The sequence below is a fragment of the Enhydrobacter aerosaccus genome, assembly GCF_900167455.1.
Classification (GTDB): Bacteria; Pseudomonadota; Alphaproteobacteria; order Reyranellales; family Reyranellaceae; genus Reyranella; species Reyranella aerosaccus.
Genome location: NZ_FUWJ01000002.1, coordinates 194,598 through 216,291 on the forward strand (window position 1 = coordinate 194,598; position 21,694 = coordinate 216,291).

Here is a 21,694-nt window from a genome sequence, read left to right on the forward strand (position 1 = left end):
GCAAAGATTTCCCGTCATCCCGAGCGACGCCGAGCGGAGCGAGGCGCAGTCGAGGGACCTTTTTGCTGGCCTCGCCTCTGGACGGGAGCAAGGAAAAGAGGTCCCTCGACTGCGCTGCCCTACAGGCGGCGTCGCTCGGGATGACGAAACGACTTCATATGCGATTGCCCTACCCTGATCGCTGTCGACTGCTCGCCACCAATGACGCCCATCCGTCTGCTCGCCCTCTCCGGCAGTCTGCGTGCCGGATCATCGAACACATCGCTGCTGGAAGCGGCGTGCCGGCTGGCGCCGCGCGGACTCCAGATCGAGCTCTATCGCGGCATGGCGGACCTGCCGCACTTCAATCCCGATCTCGAGAACGACCTGCCGCAAGGGATCGTCGACCTGCACGCCCGCATCGGCGCGGCGGACGGTCTTCTGATCTCGTGCCCGGAATACGCCCGCGGCATCCCCGGCTCGTTCAAGAACATGCTCGACTGGCTGGTCGGCAGCTCGACGTTTCCTGGAAAGCCCGTGGCGCTCTTCAACACCTCGCCCCGCGCGTCGGAGGCGCAGGCGGCGTTGCGCCTGGTGCTGCAGACCATGTCGGCGCACATCGTCGACCAGGCATCCCTGTCGGTCGATCTGCTGTCCCGCAGGATGGACACCACAGCGATCGCCGCGGATCCGGCGATGTCTTCGACGATCGTCCAGGCGCTCGGATGCTTCGCCGATTGCATCAGACTGATGCAGCAGGACGCGTGAGGCGTTGGGACAGGCGGGACAGCAGGGACGCGCGGGACAGAGCGGGACACCGGGGACGGCGGGACAAAGTGCGTTAATGCCTTGAGTTATCGGCGCTTCTGCCGTCCCCGACGGCTGGGACGGAGCCGGGCCGCCCCGTCGCGGACCGCGGCTATCCCTTGTCGACCGGCGGAAACTTCCATTTGCCGTCGCGTATCGGCAGGAAGCTGCCGTCGTCCTCGCCCACTTCCTCGGCGATGCGGGCGTTGGCCGCCGCGTTCAGCGACAGGATCAGCTCGCCGTTCTTCTTGGCATCGACGGCGAGGTTGTTGACCTCCTCCGGATCCTCTCGCAGGTCGTAGACTTCGAGATCGTTCTTCGCGACCAGCTCCTCCAGCGTCTTCGGCGTGTTGAACTGCACCGGCGAGAAATAGCGCGAAAAGCGATAGCGCCCGTCCCAGATGCTGCGGATCGCGGTGCGATTGTGGAAGTCGGGCGGATGCTTCTCCATCGCTGCGTACTGCTTCTCGGGCACCTTGATTCCGGGCTTTCGCGTATCGACGGTCATGGCCGCCCATTTCGGGTCCTGAAACGACAGCATGTCGAAATTGAACAGCGCCGCCGGGCGCACGGCGTCGGCTGCGGCGCCGTCAGGACGGGCCAGCAGGCGGCTGAAATCGCGTCCCTTCAAGCCCGCCGCAGCGCTGCGGCGGCGACTTTCATCGAGACCGGTCAGACCGATGATCGTCGGCGCAAGATCGAGCTGCGACGTGATCGCCGCACAGTCCTTTCCGCCCGCGAAGGCCGGGTGGACGATCATCAGCGGCAGATGGTTCTGCTGGCGGTAGGTCGTGGTGCCTTTGTTCCGCATCTGATGGTTGCCGCCCAGTTCGCCATGATCGGAGGTGAAGACGACGATCGTCTCCTGCTCCAGGCCGAGGCCGCGCAACAGCCCGAGCAGCGCCTCGACCTTGCGGTCGCAGTCGCGGATGGCGTTGAAGTAGTAGTTGCGCAGCGCCCGCCAGCGGCGATCCTCGTCGGGCCACGCGCCGACCATCATGTCGGTGATTTCCTGATAGTACTTCTGCGCCACCGGCCGCCCCGGCGCATCGAAGCGTTGATGGCGACTGGCCGGAAGCGGAACCTCGTCCCAGGTCGCGCGGTAAAGTTCGTCGTCGGGCGCCGGCTCGATCGGCGACCAGTGCGACTTGCCCTGGACAGTCTCGCCCGGCAGGTCGGAATTGAACCACATCACGTCGTGCGGATTGACGAAGTTGACCGCGAGATACCAGGGCTGCTTCTTGGCCTTGAGGGTGAGCCCCTCGGTGCGCAGCCACGTGGTCGCGGCAGCCAGGGTCACGTCATCGTACGAGTAGCCGCCGCGCACGCTGTCGGTGAGGTCGCCGAGCCCGAAGAAATCCTTGAAGCCGTAGGACTCCATGACCTTGCGATAGTCGAGCAGCGGTACGTCGACCGGCTCGCGCGTGACATCCAGCGTCGACGACAGATGCCACTTGCCCTGATACGCCGCGTGGTAGCCGAGGTCGGCCAGCCGGTGGCCAATGGTCTTGATGTTGGTGGAGAGGTCGCGCTGCCACACGTAGTTCAAGTTGTCGGCGATGCCCGTGTGCTGGATATGCTGGCCGGCATAGATCACCGAGCGCGCCGACGAGCAGACGCAGGCCGCGGCCTGATGATTGAGGAAGTTGACGGCCTTTTTCTTGATCGCCTCGCGGCCCGGAACCGGAAACGGCCAGTGCGGGAAGAAGTGCTCCTGATCCACCAGGACGAACAGGATGTTGTAGCCCGACGGCATCGTCTGTGCGCCGGTCGGAGGCGCAGGAGCGCCGCTGGTCTGGGCTTGCGCGACTTCGCTGCCGCCCAGCGCATTGGCGAGCACCGCGCCCGCCGAGGCCATCAGCGTGCGGCGGCTGAGATCGGAAGGCGACTCGGACGAGATCGGCGTGGACATCGATGGCTCCTTGACGGGCGAGTTGCAACGCCGCTTTTGCAGTGGCGGCTTAGAGAGGGCCGAGCGCCGTCGTCAGCGGGTGCTCGGACACGCGCATGATGCCGCCGAACGGTTGTGCCAGCTCGAGGATCAGGAACACGGCCGTCGAGGCCGAGAGCGCGATGACCGCGAGGGCGACCGTGGAGGTGTGCTTGAGCGGCGAGAACAGGCAGAAGCTGACGAAGAGGAAGACCATCCAGGAAACGAGGATGATGATCAGCAGCGACGGCAGTCGGGCCTTCGATCGCTCGTAGAGCTGATAGCGGGCTTGCGAAATCCGGGCCACCACCTGCAGCGCCTGCGCCTTGAGGAGGGACTGGCTCTCGCTATGTGTCGCCAGGCCGACGATCGACGCGTAAGCCGCCTCCGCCTGCGGGTTCCTCTGAAGCGGCGCGGGAGCGCCGTCGATCTCGTCGGGTGACGACCAGATATGCTCGACCATCGTCGGGATCGACTGGCGCAGCAAAAGGCGCGCCGGCCGCGTGTCGTCGCCATAGAGGCGAAGAATATCGTCGAGAAAAATGAGGTCGCCGGCGATGTTGCGCAGCTCCGAGCGCTGGGCCTCGTAGAGTCCGTTGGACGAGCTGATGAGAAGGCTGAGGACGAGAGCGGCGATGGTCGCGATCAGTCCCATGCCGAGCCGGACGACATCCTTGGCGTCCTGGTCGAGCATGTGATCGGGCAGGCACCGCCGCAAGACCACGCCGAAGGTGGCGCCGGCGAGCAGGACCGCAAATGTCAGAAGCGCAGCGAAGGCGGGCCCGAACATCGACACCGTCTACTCGCCCTCCATCACAGCTCGCCGAAGCTGCCGCCGCGGCCCTTGCCGGACGCGAAGCGGGCAGCGCCCTTGCGGGCTTCGGCCTCCAGGGTGGGTGCGCCCAGCCGGCCTTCGTTCGACAGCGCATCCCGCAACTCGGCGCCCCATTGTTCATAGGACGAGCGGCGGTCGGAGCGCAGGCAGAGCTGGGGGAACCGGACGAGCTGCTCGGCCAGGCGCTTGGCCTCGGCCAGGGCTTGCCCCGCCGGCACGAGCCGGTTGGCGAGGCCCCAGTCGAAGGCCTCCCGGGCATCGACTTCACGGCCGGTCAGGATCATGTCGAGCGCGCGGCTGTGCCCGATCAGGCGCGGCAGCCGCACGGTGCCGCCATCGATCAGGGGCACGCCCCAGCGGCGGCAGAACACGCCGAACTTGGCCGTCTCCGACGCCACCCGCAGATCACACCACAGCGCCAGTTCGAGCCCGCCCGCCACCGCGTAACCCTCGACGGCGGCGATCACGGGCTTGGACAGCAGGTGACGGGTCGGCCCCATCGGGCCCGGACCGTCGGGATCGTGGATTGCCGCCCCTTCCCGGCTGGCCGCGACCTTGAGATCGAAGCCGGCGCAGAAGGTGCCGCCGCGACCAGTCAGGATGGCGACCGACTGCGTCTCGTCGCGATCGAAGGCGAGGAAGGCCTCGCGCAGCAGGTCCGCGGTCTCGGGATCGACGGCGTTGCGCGCCTCGGCGAAGCGATCGATGGAGACGATCGTGATGGCGCCGTCCGTCTCGATCGCGACCTTGCTCATCTACCGGCCCTGCATCATACGCAGCGGAGTGTAGATCAGAACCGTCTCGCCCTTCTGGTTCTTGACCAGATTGGTGGTGCGCACCAGGGCACGCATCGGGTCCTTCGAGGTCGGCTTGATCTCGGTGACCTCGATCTCGACATGGATCGTGTCACCGACATAGGTCGGGCCCTTGATGTCGAAGCCCATCGACAGGAAGGCGAGCCCCGTACCCTGCAGCGTGGTCGGGATCACCAGGCCCTCGGCCATGGAATAGACCAGCGCCCCCGGCACGGGATGCCCGCCACGCATGGGGGCATGCGTCGCTATGTACTCCTTGTTGGTGAACAGCTCCTCGGAAAAGCCGCAAAGCGTCACGAAATTCAGGAGGTCGGCCTCGAACAACGTGCGGCCGAAGGTGATGAAGCGGTCGCCGAGCTTGAGGTCGCGCCAGTTCCAGCCTTCTCCCAGTTGCTTCATGGCCGGCGCTCAGTGAGCATGGGCTGGTTGGGCACCTTCGCGCAGCACGTAGACCCGGCTGCAATAAGGACATTCCACCCGCCCCTCCTTGCTGAGGTTGAGATAGACTTTGGGATGGCCAAGCGGTCCGCCGCCGCCATCACAGGCGACGCGGTCCGTGTCGACGGTAATGGTTTCGAAAGGTTCTTTCACGCTGTCTCTCCTTTTGCGGCGCCGGATGATAGCCGCCACTTTAGCGCCGGTCATGCTCGCCGCCTGCTCACCCGTGGTGGTTCCGGCTGGCAAACGTACCGGCTCACCCCGATTGACGGAGAACCGTTATGTCGCGGCGGACGGCACTGCGCTACCGCTGGCGACATGGCCTGCGGCAAACGGCGCCGAGCCCCGGGCCGTCATCCTCGGCCTGCATGGCTTCGGCGACTACCGCAATGCCTTCGAGGAACCGGCAAAGACCTGGTCCAGCGCGGGCATTGCCACCTATGCCTATGACCAGCGCGGCTTCGGCGCCAGCCCGACCCGCGCCCGCTGGCCGGGCACCGATACGCTGGTCGCCGACGCCGAGGCGGTCGCGACCCTGCTGCGCGAGCGCCACCCCGGCGTTCCGCTCTATATCGCCGGGGAAAGCATGGGCGGCGCCGTCGCCTTGGTCGCCGCCGATCAGGGCCTGCCGGCCGACGGCCTGATCCTGCTGGCCCCCGCCGTGCGGTCGCGCAAGTCACTCGGCCAGGTGGTGACCGCGGGCGTATGGTTCTTCACCCACACCATCCCGTGGATGCCGCTGGGACCGACCTCGATCGATTTCCAGCCCACCGACAATCCCAAGACCATCGAGAAGCTGCAGAAAGATCCGCTGATGCTGCGCAATCCGCGCTTCGACATGGGTGCGGGGCTGCTCGACCTGATGGATGCCGCCTGCGCTGCAGCAGAGAACGTGCAGATTCCTTATATCCTTCTGCACGGCCTCGGCGACCGTATCGTCCCCTCCGGCCCGGTCCGCGAGACGATCGAGCTGATGCCCAAGCGGCCGGATTCCAAGCTCGCCTTCTACAAGCGCGGCTATCATCTCCTGCTGCGCGACAAGGAAGGCGTCGTGGTTTCGGACGACATCGTCGCCTGGATCGACAACCACGAGGCGCCCCTGCCGTCGGGCGCCGATGCCCGCGATGTCGAGCCGAAGATGGCCGCCCTCTGGGGATCGCGGCACACCTCGCGGCCGAGCAGCATCAGCCGCAGCGAATGACCGCCGAGGGTGGTCCCGCCGGCGCGCGCCCCAGGCGAGGACGGACGACTTGCCGCCCCGCCGTCAGCGCTCGACCACCGCGGTCGATTCGATCTCGACCAGCAGGCCGGGCGTGGCGAGCGCACTGACGGCCACCAGGGTCGCGCTGACCGCCGAGCCCTTGAGGACCTTGCCCAGCGCCTTGGTCACCGCGCCCATGTCGCGGATGTCGGTCACGAAGATCGTCAACCGCGTCAGATCCTTGAGCCGGGCGCCGGCCTGTTTCAGCGCCGACTCGATCTTGCGCATCGAGATCAGGGTCTGCTCGCCGGCGTCCCTGCCCTGCACACGCCCGCGCGAATCGAGGGAGGTGGTGCCCGAGACGAAGATCAACGGTCCGCTCTTCACGGTGCGCACGTAGAAGCCCGCGACTTCCGTACCGTCGCGGAACAATTGCTTGGCCATCGCTCTATCTCTCCCCCACGACCTGTGACTTGGCGCAATCTACCGGAAAGGAGTCGCCCATGTCGCTCGATCGTTATCGTCATGCCATCGTCACCGGCGCGAGCCGCGGCATCGGCGCCGCCACAGTGCGATTGCTCCGCGAGCACGGCCTCGAGGTGCATGCCGTCGCCCGCTCGGCGGCCGATCTCGCCAAGCTGGCACACGAGACCGGCTGCACGCCGATCGACCTCGACATCGCCGATCGCGAGGCGGTGATGGACCGGCTGGGACCGCTGCAAGCCGACATCCTGATCAACAATGCCTCGGCCCTGTCGCCCGCGACGCCGTCCTGGAAGGCCGAGGGCGCCGACATCGATGCGTTGCTCGACGTCAATCTGCGCGGAACGCTGAACTGCCTTCACGCCGTGGTTCCCGGCATGGTCGAGCGCGGACGCGGCCATATCGTCAATCTGGGGTCCACGGCCGGCACGTGGACGCTGCCCGGCATGCCGGTCTACGCCATGACCAAGGCGGCGCTGCACAATCTCAGCCGGACGCTGCGGCTCGACCTGCATGGCACGGGAGTCCGCGTCAGCGAGATCGCCCCGGGGCGGGTCGAGACCGGCGTGCATCTCGCCCTGATGGCCGACAAGGAAGAAGGGCGGCGGCGCTTCTACGAAGGGTACGAGAGCCTGCAGGCGGCCGACATCGCCAGGGCCATCCTGTTCGTCCTGTCGGCGCCGCAGCGGATGGATGTGAGCTTCATGGAGATCGTCCCGACCGACCAATCCTACGGCGGCTCGCACTTCCACCGGCGCGACGAGGCCTGAGCTTCGCATTGCAGGGAAAGGGCGCCTCCGGTATGGTCCGCCCCGTCGCGGACCCGTAGCTCAGCTGGATAGAGCGCTGCCCTCCGAAGGCAGAGGTCGTGAGTTCGAATCTCGCCGGGTCCGCCACTTCAGTCCCTGAGTGGGCACTGAGTTTACGCCAGTTTTTCCGGTAAGCGCCTGTAGCAGCCGGGTCTTCGATCCCATGATACGAACCTCGCCGTCCGCGACCTCGACACGCTGCGCAAGCGCGCGCAGGTGGTCGCGGCGATAGCCGCCGCCTTCAAGGCGGATGCGCTGGCGGGCGGTCTTGGCGAAGGTGCGGACCATTTGGGGGGTGATGGCCTTGGCGCCGGAGGTGTCGAGCATGGCCTGGGCGCGCTCGGCGTCGGACTTGGCCTGATCGCGGATAGCCTTGAGGCCGTCAATGCGGTCTTTGAGCGCCGGGTCGTCAATGTCGGCCACGCCCGCCTCGATGGCATCGTAGAGGCGCTTGAGACGCAGTTCCGATTCGGCGGCGCGTTTGTTCAGTTCCGCGATATGCTCGCGGCGGCGTTCGGATTGCTCCTGCCGCCGATCGAGAACGCTGGCGAGGATAATTTCCAGCCGCTCGGGCTGGAGAAGCTGGTCTTCGAGGTGACTGGCGACAAGCTCGTCGAGCTTGTCCATCGGCACGGCCATGCCCTCGCAAGCGGTCGGCCCCTGCCGTGCCTTCATTGAGCAAGCATAGTAGCGGTAGCGCCCGCCCTTGCCGGTGCGGATGGTCATGGCCCCGCCGCACTTGGCGCAATGAATCAAGCCGGTGAGCATGGTCGGGCCGCTGATGACGGCGGATGGCGTGACCTTTGGATTGCGGGCCTTTAAGAGCGCCTGCACGGTGTCGAACGTCTCACGGTCGATGATCGGCTGCACCGGAACCGTGACGATCTCGCTGAGGGGTTTCAGTTCCTTGGTCTTGCTGCGCTTGTTGAACTCGTGCTCGCCCATGTAGGTGCGGCGGGTCAGGATGCGGTGAACCTGGCCGATGCCCCACCGCCCGCCGTCGCGGGTGAAGATGCGGCGGCTGTTGAGGTAGGAGACGATGTTCTTGACGCCCATCTGGCCGCTAGTCCCATCGCCTTCCAGCGCCAGCCGGTAGATCAGCCGCACCGTGTCGGCGTGGAGCGGGTCGATCTCCAGCTTCTTCTTGGTCTTGGCCCCGCGCTGCTCGGCCGCGACGACACGGTAGCCGATGGGCGGCAGCGAGCCATTCCAGAAGCCTTGCCGGGCGTTTTCCTTCAAGGCGCGCATCACATGCTTGGCGTTTTCCTTCGACTGGTATTCATCGAACAGCGCCATGATCTGCCGCATCATCTGATGCACCGGATCATCGCCGATCTCCTGGGTGATCGACAGCAGCTTGACGCCGTTCTTGGCGAGCTTGCGGACGTAGAATTCCATATCGAAGGCGTCGCGGAAGAAGCGGCTAAACGAATGGACAATCACCACGTCGAAGGGCGCGGGCCTCGACGTGCCAGCCTCGATCATGCGCTGGAACTCGGGGCGGCGGTCGTTGGTGGCCGATGCGCCCGGCTCCACATAGGTCTCAACGAGTTGATAGCCGCGCGCCTCGCAATAGGCTTCGCCCTGCCGCTTCTGGTCAGGGATCGAGACATCATGCTCGGCCTGTCGCGCCGTCGAGACGCGCAGGTAGAGGGCGGCGCGCAGGGGGATTGTGGAAGCGGTCATGCCTTGTCTCCTTCGGCAGCCGCCTCGTCAGGCAACAACACGGCGACGCCGAATGGCAGGAAATGCTTCGTGTTGCGGGTGACGATGACGAGTTCATGCGCTGCGGCGATACCGGCAATCACGGCATCAGCCATGCCGGGGTCGTGACCGGCCGCAAGCGCCTTCGCCTCCAGCCGCCCGCCGATCGCGGCGGCCTGCGCGTCGACGCCAATAATCTTGTCGTCGTATGTGGAGACAAGGCCACTGAGCCATGCTTTCATACTCGCGGCCTTCGCCGTTGCCCCCTTGTGGTCGAGGAGCGCGATTCCCTTCTCGATCTCATGGATGGAGACGACCGACAGGAATAGCTGTCCATCGGCGTCCATGCGGTCCAGCCAGGTGAGGAAGTCAGCGGATGCCTCCGCCTTCGACGGCGCCAGCATGGAGACGACGTTGGTGTCGAGAAGAAAGCCGCTCAAAGCTCGACATCCCGCGATGGCCTGCGATTACGCGGGAACTCTCCGCCTGGGAACGTCCTGAGATAGCTGACAAGGCCCGCCCGTTTGCGCGTCAGCGCCTTGCGCGCGATCTCCGCCGCCTCGACCGAGACCAAGGCCGCGACAGGCTTGCCATGACGGGTGATGGTCACGATCTCTCCTTTGATGGCTTCATCAACTAGGCTGGAAAATCCAGCCTTGGCGTCTCTGAGGTTGATGGTCAGCATGTTGCGCCCTCACATATGTAGCTATATGTGACTACATGTAATCCATTGAAGGGCGGATTTCAACGCCGATTTCAAATCCCCGAGGTGTTAGCCCTCGGAGCCGAACAACTCGTCGAAGATGTCGCCGAACCATTGCTCGAACACCTCGATCTCGGCCTGCGTGACCGGAACAGGATGGGGCCAGTCGTCAGTGACGGTCCATGTGGACAGGTCATGTTTGGGTGGCCTGCCGGGGAACGGCCACGGGTAGCCCAATAGCGCTTCAAGCTGCTCCGATGCCGTGGGTGGCCTCACATGCGGGGAACGGGACACGATGCCCACCCCCTCATTATTCGTTTCGCCGTCGGTCATCGAAGCCGGCCTCGCCTTTCGGGCACCACGCCACGGGGTTGGCGACCCAGCGGTCGATGTCGGATTCCCTCCAACCAGCGCCGTTGACGCTGATCCTCAACTGGGCGGGGAACGTGCCCTCGGCGATCTTGCGGTAGATGGTGGACCGGGACAGGCCGGTCCGCGCGAGAACGGTTTTGAGGCGGACGATACGGTCTGGTGCGGGCATGGCTGCGCTGGCTCCTGCCGGTTGTTTCTGACGGCTTCCGGGACCAGACAGAGCGATGATTTATTGTTGTGCAATAGTGATTTAGGCGTCGTAGTACTGTGGCGTGGAGGCGGCGGAAAATAGGATAGTTCTACAGTCCGATACTCCGGCCTCTACCGAGGTCGATACCGTGGCTGAAGGCGAGTTCCCGGCCAAGGCTACGGCCCGAGTCGATCCCAATGCCGAGGTCGCGCTTGCGACCCTCAAGGATGGATTCAAGCTGGGGATCGCGTTCAAGGCTCTTTGCCATGTCGCCCATGGCTGCCCGCGTGGACTTGTAACCGGACATGTCGCCCGCCTGGTACTGGCGCTGGCTGGTCTGGCCGAGTTCCCGCCAGCGTTCCACGAAGCGGTCGGCTCGCAGGCTGGGATCGGTGCGAAGCTCGGTTTCCAGTTGCAGGGCGCGGATTGCGTGCCGGGCGTCGCCGGACGCTGCCTCCGCCGCAAGCTCCGGGTTTTTCTTGTAGGCGGCTTCGGCGTCATGCGGGCCGTGGGGGCGCACCTCCTCAAATCGCTGGCGCGCCTCCTGCAATTCCCTGATCTGATCGGGGCTGGCCTGGCCGCCCAGATCCTGTGCCGCGAAGATCGCATCCACGGCGCGGGCATGACGGACGAGCGCCCGGCCACGGGCGCGGCGCAACGCCGCCTCCGGGTCTTCCTCCACCTTCCTTTCCGGCCCCTGTCCGCCCTCAGCGGGCGGGCGTAGGCCGTCGAACAGGCCGCGAACCTTCTCGGGAACTTGGCGGACGATCTCGACAACCCGTTCCACGCGCTCGCGAAAGGTGATGCCGCGCCGCTCGGCATAGTCTCGGGCGGGTTCGTAGTCGCTCGCCATGTCCTTGGCGCGGTCGCGCGACAAGACGTTGATGAGCTTGTCCTGACTGGCGAAGTCGTCGCGGCCATAGTGCAGGTCCATACCGTCGCGGTGGCGCGAGAGGGCGACATAGCTGCCGTGAGCGTCCATGCCCGGTGTCGCCAGCACATGGGCGTGGTCCACGGTCATGCCCTGCGCCTTGTGGATCGTCGCGGCATAGCCGTGGTCGATCTTGTTGTAGTCCTTCAAGTCGAACGAGACATTGCACCCGTCGTCCGTGCGCACGGTCATGCTCTGGGCGCTGACCTGCTCGATGGCCCCGAGCGTGCCGTTCTTCACGCCAAGCCCGCGCTCGTTTTGCAGGAACATCACGCGGTCGCCGGGTGCGAAGTTCCGCGCGCCGCGCTCGACGGCGACACGCACATCGTCGCCAAGGTTTCCGGCCTCGCGCATCCGTTCGCGGGCAGCTTCGTTCAACTCCCGCACCTCGGCATTGGTGTGGGTGAGGATGATGCGGGAGGCGTCGGGGCTGGCCTGACGGTCACGGTCCCAACGGTCGATCAACTCGCCGCGCGCCTGTTCGCGTGACGCGGCCTCATGCACCATGCCATGTGTGTCGTAGGCTTGGATCGCATCGCCGATGCGGCGGGTCGCCAGATCGCGCGTGGCGTCGCGCTGCCAGTCCTGCCGCTGGCGGCGCACCTCGCTGATCTCGGCGCCGCCGTGGCGCTCGTGGATCGAGCGGAATGCCGCTCCCGCCTCAATGGATTGCAACTGCTGCGGATCGCCGACCAGCACGACCTTCGCGCCCGCGTCGGCGGCATGGGACAGCACGCGCTCCAACTGCCGCGTGCCGACCATGCCCGCCTCGTCGATGACAAGCACGTCGCGGGACGAGAGAAGGTCGCGACCCTGTCCCCAGCCATGTTCCATGCTGGCGATGGTGCGCGAGGCAATGCCCGATCCACCTTCCAGATTCTCGGCCGCGATACCGGACAGCGCCACGCCCCGGACCTCGTAGCCTGCTGCCTCCCAGACTTCGCGCGCCACGCCCAGCATCGCGCTCTTGCCCGTCCCGGCATAACCAACCACGACGCCCAAATCGCGCCCGTCCGTGACATGCGCCAGCGCGTCGGCCTGCTCGCCGGACAGGACAAGGCCGCGATCCGCCGCGCGGGCCAATGCGGCGTCGCGGTTCCTGCCGCTGACCTCATGACGTTCCCGTTCCGCCATCATCGCGGCGGCACGATGCAGGCGCTGTTCGGCCTCGATCATCTCGCGGGTCGTGAAACGCTCCTCGCCGCGACCGTCCTTGCCGAGTTCGACAACATCGGGCGCGTTGCGAATCGCGCCCATCACTTCGTTGAACTGGTCAATCCCGTCGCTGTGCCGGTGCGCGAGCATCGCCATGTCGCGCCGCGTGAAAGTCGATTGCTGCTGCGTGATGGCGTCGAGAGCGGTGGAAGGATCGGCGATGATCCGTTCACCGTTCTCGCGGGCGATGCGCCTGTGATCCTCGGCGCGGTCGGCCTCAATTCCTGCCACCTCCATGCGCTGCGCGGGCGCGCCGATCTTCGTCTGCGGCTCCAACGCGATGCCCTGCGCCTCAAGGCTGCGATGGTCGATCCGCGCGTCGATGTCGAGTTCGGCCAGCCTCTCGTTGACGCGATCGGCCCAGCGTTCGCGCCAACGCTCGACCAACTCCGTGCGGTTCCACTCCCGCACCTTCGGGCCAAAACCGTTCCCGTCCACCGACCGCATGGTGAGCATGACATGGGCATGGGGCTTGGGCTGGCCGTCCCCGCCCTTGTCCCAATGCACATTGAGGTCGGCGATCATGCCCTGATCGACAAACTCCAGTGCCACGAAGTCGCGGGCCAGTTCGATGCCCTGCGCCTGCGTCATCTCGCGCGGAAGGGCGAACTCCACCTCGCGGGCAAGCTGCGCGTCTTTGCGCATCTCGGCGGCTTCGACATCGTTCCACAGCCGTTCGCGATCCTCCCAGACCTCGGGCGCGTTTTCCGGCAGCATGACCTCGCAATGCACTACGCCCGGCTTGTTCGAGAAGTCATGGTCACGGTCCAGCCGGTCGTCGCGCAACCGCGATCCCGAGCGGTAGGCGGCGGCAGCGACCGCGCTGCGGCCCGCCGCGCGTCCGATGACCTGAACGGAGAAATGGTAGATCGCCATGGCGACCGACCAGATACTGCCCTCAAGCGCACGTCGGAACGACGTATAAGCGCGCCCTCGAAACTAATTTCTCGGGATGATCCGCGCCGTTCCAGGCCGTCCCGGCAACATAGAAGCATTTCCGCAGGCACGAAACTATCATCCCTCCATCGACTGCTCATGGAGGACATGATGCGCAAGCCACGGGACTTTGATGCGGAACTGAAGGCGCTTGAGGACAAGGCGCGAGACCTGAAAGCTCGCAAGGTGCAGCAACTCGGCGAACTGGTGATCTCGACCGGAGCCGATGCGCTCACCGCCGACGAACTGGCGGGCGCGCTGGCCGTGCTGGCCGAAACCAAGGACGCCGGGAAGAGGGAGGCGTGGGCCAAGCGCGGGGCCGCGTTCTTTCAAAGCCGGCCGCGGCGATCTGCATCAGCGCCTGACCGCGACGCTGGCGGCGCTGCGACGCAACCGGGCAGCGCGCAACCGGCATCAGGGAGCGCGGGCGCGGCATGACATGCGCACCTGGCAGGTCGAACGCCGCAAACGCACGCGACATCTGATCGAACTCGGCGGACTCGTCGTCAAGGCCGGGATCGTGGACCTCATCGGCGATGATCGCGCCACGATCTACGGCGCGCTGCTCTGGATGGCCGAAAAGCTCCAGAGCGATCAGGGCGAACATGCGCGAAGGCTATGGGCCGCAAGGGGGAAGCAAGCGCTCGAGGATCACTGAGCATCATATCGTCAAACGACAGCCCCCTTCGATGTACGCCTCGTTATGGAATGAGAACGCGCTCCAAGGCATCGACCAACTCGCGCCGTTTGCCCATCCCACGGTTCGCAAGATCATCGTCACCGGCTCGGTCGAGGTAGGCCAAGCAACTGGCCGCACTGGCGGGTCGGCACATGAAGCGCACATCGACGGAATTGGGCGGACATACCCCGTGCTTGTGTTCGACGATGCCGATGCCGATGCAGAGGCCGCGGCCCGCGCGCTTGCGGCCAAGACGTTGTGCAATGCCATTCAGGACTGCATTTCGCTCACGCGCTTCTTCATCCAGGGGGCATTCTCGACCGCTTTCTCTCCGGACTGGTTTCGGCTTTCAAAACGGTGAGGGTCGGGGGTGGACTGAACGATGGCACCCAGAAGGACCGCTTTGGCATGCCGGTCGCGCGCCGGCGACAGAAAAGCTGGTTGCCGACGCACGAAAGCGGCACCGAAGTGCTGACCGGGGCAAGCGGATCGGCAATGTCGGCAGCTTCTACGCGCGCACGATCGTGCACACGCCCGATGATCGCATCGCGCTGATGCGCGAAGAGCCGTTCGGATCGGTTGCCGTCGTCTCGCCCTTCCGGGGCAACGAAGACGGCCTGGCACGCGCGAACGGCCTGCCCTTCGGTCTTGTCTCCTACATCTTCACCAACTCGCTGGAACGGACCGACATGGCAGCGGCAGCTCTTCAGGCCGGCATGGTGAGCATCAAACATTTTGGCCTTGCGCTTCCCGTGTCCACTTTCGGCGGAGTGCGCTACAGCGGCCATGGCAGCGAACGCGGGACCGGCTCGATCCACCCTGGTGTGCGCCCCAGTCGAGCGCTGCATAGATCTCGCACGCCACGATGGCGCCGAGCCCGCGCACCTGTCTCAGGTCTCCGGGGCAGCGCACGCAGGGTCGAGAGTTTCCAGCCCGGGCGATCACCCGGCTCGCGATCAGCGCCGAGGCGAGATCGTGCGCACGCGAACCCCGGCGCCCAAGCAGGCGCGGGCTCTCCAGCTTGTGCATCATCCCTATTACCGCCGCCACATGGCCATGCGGCAGTGATGGCAGCGCCCTGAAAGCGGAGCTGCCCCGCTCGGCCTGGCCAAGATTCGACCGAACGACCCAGCAAGATTGTTCTATATGGCCACATTGAATGTTAAAGACTGCCCGGAGGCCGAGGCATAAACTCTCCGCTCATCGAGGTTGGATGGCGCCCACGCGTGAAGTTCGGGCCGAGTTCAGGGGGAACGGGGCTAAATGAAGACTCAGTTAGTAGGTGTTGATGCAAAAGCCGCGCCGGGACCGTGCGGCATCGTTGTGGTGGAAGCTCGGCCTGCCGAGCTGTACGCTCGTGCACCAGCTCCGTCACTGGTGTCAACTGGCGTTCCGTCTAGACCGCAGGTATGATTTTTAGGGCGACAGCGATGCAGCTCACTCTGAAGACCTTCCTGGAGCGCACGGAGTCTTTCCTACCGCAGAACGAGATCGTTTCGAGACAAGCCGACGGCCAGCTTTTTCGCTATCATTATGCCGATTACTGTCGGCGTACTCGACAGCTTGCGAGCGCCTTGGCTCGGCTCGGGGTCAAGCCGGGCGACAGAGTCGCGACGCTGGGCTGGAACACATACCGGCACATGGAGCTCTACTTCGCCGTTCCGTGCCTTGGCGCCATCCTGCACACGGTGAACATCCGCCTCACCGACGAGCACATCGCCTATATCATGAACCACGCCGAAGACGTGGTCCTCTTCGTGGATCCGGATCTCCTGCCGACCGTGGAACGAGTCGCTCCTTCGGTGCGCAGTCTCCGCCACATCATCGTCATGGACGATCGGCCGGCGCCTCTCGGCGATTGTGACTATGAGAGCTTTCTCGCGACAGGCGATCCGGACTTCGCGTTTCCCGAGATCGAGGAGAACAGCCCCTGCGGCATGTGCTTCACGTCCGCCACGACGGGCGATCCCAAGGGGGTCGTCTACACCCAACGCGGCCTCTACCTGCACACGCTCGCGCTTTGCCTTCGCGATGTCCTCGCCATCAGCGAGCATGACACCGTGCTGCCGGTCGTGCCCATGTTCCACGCCAACTCGTGGGGACTGCCCCACGCTGCGGTCGCCGTCGGCGCGACGATCGTGCTGCCAGGCCCGCATCCGACTGCCGCGGACATTCTCGATCTCATCGAGGCCGAGCGCGGCACGTTCTGCGCCGCCGCAGTGACGATCGGCGTCGAACTCTATGCGCAGCTGAAGAAGAAGCCGCGCGACATCAGCAGCTTGCGCGGCCTCATGCTCGGAGGCTCGGCCACGCCCGAGGCGCTCATGAAGCGCTTTCACAACGAGTACGGCGTCCCCATCCTCACCGCCTGGGGCGCGACAGAAGCCGCCCCGCTCGCGACGATCACTCATGTGCGGCGCAGCGTGTTCGAGGCCGGACCGGAAGAGCGGATCAAGGTTCGGATCCGGCAGGGCATTCCCGTACCCGGAGTCGAACTCAAGGTGCTGGACGATTGCGGAAAACCCGTGCCCCGCGACGACCGCCACCCTGGCGAGGTGCATGTGCGAGGTCCCTGGATCGCCACCGAATACTACCGCGATAAGCGCAGCCGCGACAGCTTCGCCGATGGGTGGTGGCGAAGCGGCGACATTGCGACGCAAGGCTCCGATGGCTCGATCCGCCTCGTCGACCGCGCGAAGGATCTCGTAAAGTCCGGCGGCGAATGGATCTCCTCAGTGGATCTCGAGAACGAACTCGCTGCCTGTCCCGGCGTTTTGGAGGCGGCGGTCGTGGCGATGCCGGACGCACGTTGGCAGGAGCGGCCAGTGGCCTTTGTTGTGCCCTTGCAGGAGAGTGGAGAGCTCGACCCAGACATACTGAGCGCGTGGCTCGCGCGCCGCTTCGCGAAGTGGTGGATACCAGACCGCTTCGTCGTGGTCGCGGCGCTGCCGAAAACCGGTGTCGGCAAGGTCGACAAGCGCACCCTGCGCGAGCGCGCGGCGGGACTCGCCCTGTGACCGTCCATGCCATCCGCATGCCGCTCGTGTTCCAGACTAGGAGGACTCTCTAAAATGTCTGCTACCGGCCGCGTCGCTTTGTTCCGGGGGCCACGACAGCCCTTCGATATGGCCGAAATGCCGGTGCCGGAGCCCCGGCCCGGCGCGGTCCTCGTGCGTGTGCGGATTGCCAATATCTGCGGCTCGGACCTGCATGCATGGCGCGGCGACTTCCGGCTTGCTGGCCTCGGCGGCAAGCTGCCCACGGTGCTCGGCCACGAGATGACGGGCACAATCGCCGCGCTCGGCCGGGACGTGGATCGCGACAGCAACGGCGAGCCGCTTCACGAGGGCGACCACGTCGTCTTCGCCTATTTCACCGGCTGCGGCCACTGCCCTTCCTGCCTGCGCGGACGCCGCGCCGCCTGCGACCACATCGACATGGCGATGACCGGCGACGCTACCGAATGGCCGCATTTCGTCGGAGGCTACGGCGAGTATTTTTACGTGAAGCCGGGCTCGACCATCTACAAGGTGCCGCCCAAGCTTCCCCTCGAAATCGTCGCCGGCGCGAACTGCGCCCTGGCGCAGGTCATCGCCGGGTTCGAGCGGGCGAACCTTTCCTTCGACGAGACCGTGGTGATCCAGGGCGCCGGCGGCCTCGGCCTCTATGCGACGGCGGTCGCGAAAGCCTTCGGGGCGCGGCTCGTCGTCGTGCTCGACGCAATCAGCGACAGGCTCGCGATGGCGAAGCGGTTCGGGGCGGACGTCACCATCAACATCGCCGAGGAGACGGACGAAAAGTCGCGCGTGAATCAGGTCAAGGCGCTTACCGATGGCCGGGGCGCAGACATTGTGATGGAGCTGGTCGGGCGCGCCGACGTGGTGCCGGAGGGCATACGCATGCTCGCGCAGTTCGGCCGCTATGTGGGCATCGGCAACATCAACGCCGGCCAGAGCCACCCGTTCGATCCGTCGCGCCTCGTCATGACCAACAAGTCGATGCTCGGCGTCGCGCTCTACGAGCCGTACACGCTCGGCAAGGCGCTTCGTTTCCTCGAGCGCAACCGCGACAGGCTGCCGCTCGACCAGCTGCTCAGCGCCAAATTTCCGCTGGACCAGATCAACGAGGCTTTCGCTCAGGCGGACAGGCGCGCCGTGCTGCGCGCAAGCCTCGTTCCGTGAAGGGAACTGCCGCGTGTCCATACGTGGAGGGGACCGAATACCTCCGCTCACCAAGGGAAGGAAGCACCGATATGCCAAGCAAGGAATCCGCAGAGCTCGCCGATCTCTACCGGTCATGGGTCGCCGCGATGACGGCCAAGCCGGACATGGGCCTCGACGAGATCCGACGTCTGTTCAGCCATTGGGGCGACGTGACCGCCGATCCCAGGGGCGTCGACTACCTGGAGATCGAGGTCGAAGGGATTCCGGCTATGTGGGCGGTGCCCCACGGTGCTGTCCGTGATCGCGTTCTGCTTTGCTCGCATGGAGGCGGTTATGTCGTCGGCTCGATGTACACCCACCGCAAGCTCTTTGGGCATATCGCCAAGGCGGTCGGCTGCCGGGCGCTGATCGTCGATTATCGGCGCGCCCCCGAGAATCCGCATCCAGGTCCCGTCAACGATATGGTCACCGCCTATCGCTGGTTACTGGAACGGGAGGGGTTGAAACCGCAACATATCGCGTTGACGGGCGACTCAGCCGGCGGTGCGCTTACGCTCACGACAATCGCCGCCGCGCGGGATAAGGGGTTGCCGCTTCCGGTGGCAACCATCCCGATGTCCCCTTGGGCCGGAATGGACACCTCGGGCCAAACGTACGACACGAACAAGGACAGGGACGCGCTGGTTTCTCGAGACACCACCACGGGCTTAGGTAGTCTTTTCATCGGTGAGAAGGGCAATCCAAAGGATCCTTTGGCAAATCCGCTTTACACTGAATATTCGAAATTCCCACCGATATACATCACGGTCGGAGACGCCGAGACTCTTCTCGACGACAGCCGGCGGATAGCGGAGCGAGCGAAGAAAGCGGGCGTGGACGTTAGAATCGATGTTTTCCCCGACATGCAGCACGTCTTCCAGTTTCTCGCTGGTACTGCGCCTGAAGCCGACGATGCGATTAAGCGCATGGCCGAGTGGGTTCGCCCGAAGCTTGGTCTGAGCTGATTCCGACAGGGAGAAATGCAGCAATCGCGCGAGCCGGATGAATGCAAGTCTGTGCTCCGCGACGATGCTCTCTTGGAATCGAATTACCCGTGCCCAGGCCCTTCGCCAGGGGACAGGGAGTGCACAAAAATATTCATCACATAATAAGAGGGGAACGAACATGGACGCTCAAGTCAAGAAGGCAGCCGATCTGGATGTGTTGGTCGTCGGGGCTGGATTCTCCGGCCTTTACATCCTGCATGAACTGGTGAAACGAAACTACAAGGTCCATCTATTCGACGATGGTGAGGGGCCTGGAGGAACTTGGGATAAGAACCATTACCCCGGGGCACGCGTTGACTCGGAGGTGTGGGTCTACCAGTACACCGACCCGGCGCTTTGGAAGGATTATTATTTCACGGAGAAATTCCCAGGCTGGAGGGAGCTGAAGTCCTACTTCAACTATGTCGCGGACAAATGGGGCATCCGTCCCTACATGACCTTCAAGACCAGGGTCATCGGCACGACGTTCGACGAGGCAAACGGTGTTTGGCAGGTACGGACGAGCGACGGCCAGAGCCTGACCGCCCGATATCTTGTGCTTGGAATGGGATCGACAACGCAGCCGGTCACGCCGTCCTTCCCCGGCGCGGAGACTTTTAAGGGGCAATCCTATCATTCGGCACGTTGGCCGCGCGACGGCGTCTCGATGAAAGGCAAGCGAGTTGCTGTCATCGGGACGGGTGCTTCAGGCGTGCAGATCATCCAGGAAGCGTCACGCGAGGCGGAGCATCTCACCGTCTACCAGCGGACCCCGAACCTTGCTCTACCGATGGGGCAGGAGAAGTATACTCGGGAGGAATACGAGAAACTTAAGGCGATGTTCCCGCCAGTGATGGAGAGAACGAAGCAAACATTTGCCGGCTTTGCCTATGATTTGATCTACAAGCCGTGGAATGAGATGAGCGCAGATGAGCGCCAGAAAATCATGCGCTTTAACTGGGATCAGAAAGGCTTCACCTTTTGGCTCGCCGCGCCGGCGGATTTATTCTTCGATGAAGAATGCAATCGTGCGCACTATAACTTCTGGCGGGACGAGACGCGCAAGCTGATCAAGAAGGAACATTTAATCGAGGTTCTGGCCCCGACCGAGCCGCCCCACCCCTTCGGAACGAAACGCCCCTGCCTCCAGCAGTGGTATTTCGACCTTTATAATCAGGACAATGTCGATCTCGTTAACCTGAAGGCCACACCGATCGAGAGGATCACCGAGAAAGGAATTGTATCCGGAGGCAAGGAGCACGAGGTCGATATAATCGTTTATGCCATCGGCTTCGACACATGTACCGGCGCTATCTCTGCGGTCGACATCAAGGATGCGCGTGGCCGGACGGTGGGCGATCTGTGGAAAGAGCAGTCTCTGACGTATCTAGGCAAGGCAGTGCCCGGCTATCCAAACCTGCTCTACACTTACGCGCTTCAGTCCCCCTCGGCCTTCGTCAATGGGCCGACTGGCGCTGAACTCGAGGGCGACTGGGTGGTGAAGTTCATTGAGAACATGGACAAAATGGGCATCCGCCGATTCGAGGCTAGTCGCGACGCGGCCGAAGCATGGGGCAAGCGCTGCCATGACCTAGGCGAAATGAGCCTCTTTGTAAAGGCGAAATCGTGGTACATGGCAGCAAATGTTCCGGGCAAACGGCCTGAGATCCAGCCATTTATCGGCGGACAGCCGGCCTATCGCGCCGCGTTGTACGAGGAGTTGGACAAGGGCTTTCCCAACTTCGTGCTTGTCAAGAAGCATGCCGAAGAAATCGCCGCACAGTGATTTCTTCTCGATGCGGGCGTCGGCAAACTCATGCTGTCGCCCGTGGTTCCAACCGGACGAATTCGCGAGGCAAAACAACATATCGCGAGCAAAGTAGCGATCGTCACTGGCGGCGGGTCGGAAATCGGGCGAGCAACTGCGTCGCTCTTGGCTGATACCAACCTGCGGGGTGGCTGACTCATGTGAGGGATTCCCGACGCGGGGGAATGTGGTTCACCATGGTAAACATCAGGATGTTGGCCATGGCCCCCCCCCCCGCTGCGGGATGAGTGAGCAATATGGCGTGGGATCAGGTCCACTGACGGCGCTCGCGTTCCGGGCGCCGATCGACCAGCCCGAGCGGTTCAGGAAATCGAGGGACGTCGGCGCTCATCTGGGGCTCACCCCACGACGCTACCAGTCCCACGAGACGGATCTTCAAGGGCGGATCAGCTGATGTGGCGACGAACTGACGCGAACGGCGCTCTACGAAGCGGCGCATTCGCTCCTCATTCGCAGCAAGAAATGGTGCCTTGCGGGCATGGGCATGAAGATCGCCAAACGTCGTGGAATGGCGCGCCCGCGTGTCGCGGTCGGTCGCAAACTCGCAACAATTTTGCACCGTATGTGGATCGACGATGCGGAATTCCGCTTCGGTCACGAACCGGCGGCGACCCCAGACGTCAAGACGATCACCGTCGTCGCGGCCTAATA

Annotated in this window: 21 protein-coding genes, 1 tRNA gene and 3 pseudogenes; 13 read left to right on the forward strand and 12 right to left on the reverse strand. The window is 64.4% G+C overall.

Going from position 1 to position 21,694, the window contains the following annotated elements; all coding sequences use genetic code 11:
* The first annotated feature begins 201 nt into the window (after window positions 1-201).
* Window positions 202-747, forward strand: a complete 546-nt coding sequence (locus tag B5D62_RS10195; RefSeq protein ID WP_085933774.1) for an NADPH-dependent FMN reductase — start codon at window positions 202-204, stop codon at window positions 745-747.
* 151 nt (window positions 748-898) lie between these two features.
* Here the strand turns inward: B5D62_RS10195 and B5D62_RS10200 are convergent, their stop codons facing one another.
* Genes B5D62_RS10200 through B5D62_RS10220 form a run of 5 tightly spaced genes read right to left on the reverse strand, consistent with a single transcriptional unit; the run spans window position 899 to window position 4,957 of the window.
* Window positions 899-2,698: a sulfatase-like hydrolase/transferase gene (locus tag B5D62_RS10200; RefSeq protein WP_218191025.1), complete on the reverse strand. Its 1,800-nt coding sequence runs from the start codon at window positions 2,696-2,698 to the stop codon at window positions 899-901.
* A 49-nt stretch (window positions 2,699-2,747) separates the two neighbouring features.
* Window positions 2,748-3,506 carry a bestrophin-like domain gene (locus B5D62_RS10205; protein WP_085933775.1) on the reverse strand — a complete coding sequence of 253 codons (759 nt, stop codon included), beginning with the start codon at window positions 3,504-3,506 and terminating at the stop codon, window positions 2,748-2,750.
* A 23-nt stretch (window positions 3,507-3,529) separates the two neighbouring features.
* Window positions 3,530-4,306: a crotonase/enoyl-CoA hydratase family protein gene (locus tag B5D62_RS10210; protein WP_085933776.1), complete on the reverse strand. Its 777-nt coding sequence runs from the start codon at window positions 4,304-4,306 to the stop codon at window positions 3,530-3,532.
* Entirely contained in the window at window positions 4,307-4,765 is a 459-nt protein-coding gene (locus tag B5D62_RS10215; protein ID WP_085933777.1) for a MaoC family dehydratase, read from the reverse strand.
* Window positions 4,766-4,774: 9 nt separating this feature from the next.
* Window positions 4,775-4,957, reverse strand: a complete 183-nt coding sequence (locus tag B5D62_RS10220) for a zinc-finger domain-containing protein (RefSeq protein ID WP_231714781.1) — start codon at window positions 4,955-4,957, stop codon at window positions 4,775-4,777.
* Between the two features lie 52 nt (window positions 4,958-5,009).
* Here B5D62_RS10220 and B5D62_RS10225 point away from each other — a divergent pair, with 52 nt between their 5' ends.
* Window positions 5,010-6,005, forward strand: coding sequence for an alpha/beta hydrolase (locus B5D62_RS10225; protein WP_170920878.1), 996 nt, complete (start codon window positions 5,010-5,012; stop codon window positions 6,003-6,005).
* 63 nt (window positions 6,006-6,068) lie between these two features.
* On the opposite strand, the gene B5D62_RS10230 is transcribed toward B5D62_RS10225, so the two are convergent.
* Window positions 6,069-6,449 carry a Rid family hydrolase gene (locus tag B5D62_RS10230; protein WP_085933780.1) on the reverse strand — a complete coding sequence of 127 codons (381 nt, stop codon included), beginning with the start codon at window positions 6,447-6,449 and terminating at the stop codon, window positions 6,069-6,071.
* A gap of 59 nt (window positions 6,450-6,508) precedes the next feature.
* Here B5D62_RS10230 and B5D62_RS10235 point away from each other — a divergent pair, with 59 nt between their 5' ends.
* Window positions 6,509-7,258: an SDR family oxidoreductase gene (locus B5D62_RS10235; protein ID WP_085933781.1), complete on the forward strand. Its 750-nt coding sequence runs from the start codon at window positions 6,509-6,511 to the stop codon at window positions 7,256-7,258.
* Between the two features lie 49 nt (window positions 7,259-7,307).
* A tRNA-Arg gene (locus tag B5D62_RS10240) sits at window positions 7,308-7,384 on the forward strand.
* Here B5D62_RS10240 and B5D62_RS10245 read toward each other — a convergent pair.
* From B5D62_RS10245 to traA, 6 genes and pseudogenes are all read right to left on the reverse strand, one after another.
* Window positions 7,355-8,983 (reverse strand): annotated as a pseudogene (locus tag B5D62_RS10245) (recombinase family protein); the annotation flags it as partial. The gene B5D62_RS10240 and the pseudogene B5D62_RS10245 sit on opposite strands and share 30 nt — an antisense overlap.
* The gene (locus B5D62_RS10250; protein ID WP_085933782.1) at window positions 8,980-9,441 is read right to left on the reverse strand and encodes a type II toxin-antitoxin system VapC family toxin; all 462 of its coding nucleotides are present in this window, start codon (window positions 9,439-9,441) and stop codon (window positions 8,980-8,982) included. The pseudogene B5D62_RS10245 and the gene B5D62_RS10250, both read right to left, overlap by 4 nt.
* Complete coding sequence (locus tag B5D62_RS10255) at window positions 9,438-9,686, reverse strand: type II toxin-antitoxin system Phd/YefM family antitoxin (RefSeq protein ID WP_085933783.1); 249 nt, start codon at window positions 9,684-9,686, stop codon at window positions 9,438-9,440. Before B5D62_RS10255 ends, B5D62_RS10250 begins: the two co-directional genes overlap by 4 nt.
* 87 nt (window positions 9,687-9,773) lie before the next feature.
* Window positions 9,774-10,037 (reverse strand): hypothetical protein, encoded by a 264-nt coding sequence (locus tag B5D62_RS33325; RefSeq protein WP_085933784.1) that lies wholly within the window; start codon window positions 10,035-10,037, stop codon window positions 9,774-9,776.
* Window positions 10,015-10,245 carry a helix-turn-helix transcriptional regulator gene (locus B5D62_RS10265; protein WP_085933785.1) on the reverse strand — a complete coding sequence of 77 codons (231 nt, stop codon included), beginning with the start codon at window positions 10,243-10,245 and terminating at the stop codon, window positions 10,015-10,017. The genes B5D62_RS33325 and B5D62_RS10265 overlap by 23 nt, the downstream gene beginning before the upstream one ends.
* 130 nt (window positions 10,246-10,375) lie before the next feature.
* The gene (gene traA, locus B5D62_RS10270) at window positions 10,376-13,288 is read right to left on the reverse strand and encodes a Ti-type conjugative transfer relaxase TraA (RefSeq protein WP_085933786.1); all 2,913 of its coding nucleotides are present in this window, start codon (window positions 13,286-13,288) and stop codon (window positions 10,376-10,378) included.
* A gap of 171 nt (window positions 13,289-13,459) precedes the next feature.
* Here traA and B5D62_RS10275 point away from each other — a divergent pair, with 171 nt between their 5' ends.
* The 9 genes and pseudogenes from B5D62_RS10275 to B5D62_RS10310 all read left to right on the forward strand — a co-directional run.
* Window positions 13,460-13,786: a conjugal transfer protein TraD gene (locus tag B5D62_RS10275; protein ID WP_170920952.1), complete on the forward strand. Its 327-nt coding sequence runs from the start codon at window positions 13,460-13,462 to the stop codon at window positions 13,784-13,786.
* A gap of 1 nt (window position 13,787) precedes the next feature.
* Window positions 13,788-14,006 (forward strand): conjugal transfer protein TraD, encoded by a 219-nt coding sequence (locus B5D62_RS10280; protein WP_085933788.1) that lies wholly within the window; start codon window positions 13,788-13,790, stop codon window positions 14,004-14,006.
* Entirely contained in the window at window positions 13,954-14,388 is a 435-nt protein-coding gene (locus B5D62_RS34175) for an aldehyde dehydrogenase family protein (RefSeq protein WP_218191026.1), read from the forward strand. The genes B5D62_RS10280 and B5D62_RS34175 overlap by 53 nt, the downstream gene beginning before the upstream one ends.
* Window positions 14,291-14,830 (forward strand): annotated as a pseudogene (locus B5D62_RS34345) (aldehyde dehydrogenase family protein); the annotation flags it as partial. The gene B5D62_RS34175 and the pseudogene B5D62_RS34345, both read left to right, overlap by 98 nt.
* 627 nt (window positions 14,831-15,457) lie before the next feature.
* The gene (locus B5D62_RS10290; protein ID WP_085933789.1) at window positions 15,458-17,044 is read left to right on the forward strand and encodes a long-chain fatty acid--CoA ligase; all 1,587 of its coding nucleotides are present in this window, start codon (window positions 15,458-15,460) and stop codon (window positions 17,042-17,044) included.
* Between the two features lie 108 nt (window positions 17,045-17,152).
* Window positions 17,153-18,208: a zinc-binding dehydrogenase gene (locus B5D62_RS10295; RefSeq protein ID WP_218191028.1), complete on the forward strand. Its 1,056-nt coding sequence runs from the start codon at window positions 17,153-17,155 to the stop codon at window positions 18,206-18,208.
* A gap of 71 nt (window positions 18,209-18,279) precedes the next feature.
* The gene (locus tag B5D62_RS10300; RefSeq protein WP_085933791.1) at window positions 18,280-19,194 is read left to right on the forward strand and encodes an alpha/beta hydrolase; all 915 of its coding nucleotides are present in this window, start codon (window positions 18,280-18,282) and stop codon (window positions 19,192-19,194) included.
* A 160-nt stretch (window positions 19,195-19,354) separates the two neighbouring features.
* Window positions 19,355-21,001 (forward strand): flavin-containing monooxygenase, encoded by a 1,647-nt coding sequence (locus tag B5D62_RS10305; protein WP_170920880.1) that lies wholly within the window; start codon window positions 19,355-19,357, stop codon window positions 20,999-21,001.
* Between the two features lie 286 nt (window positions 21,002-21,287).
* Window positions 21,288-21,692 (forward strand): annotated as a pseudogene (locus tag B5D62_RS10310) (transposase); the annotation flags it as partial.
* Window positions 21,693-21,694 lie beyond the last annotated feature (2 nt).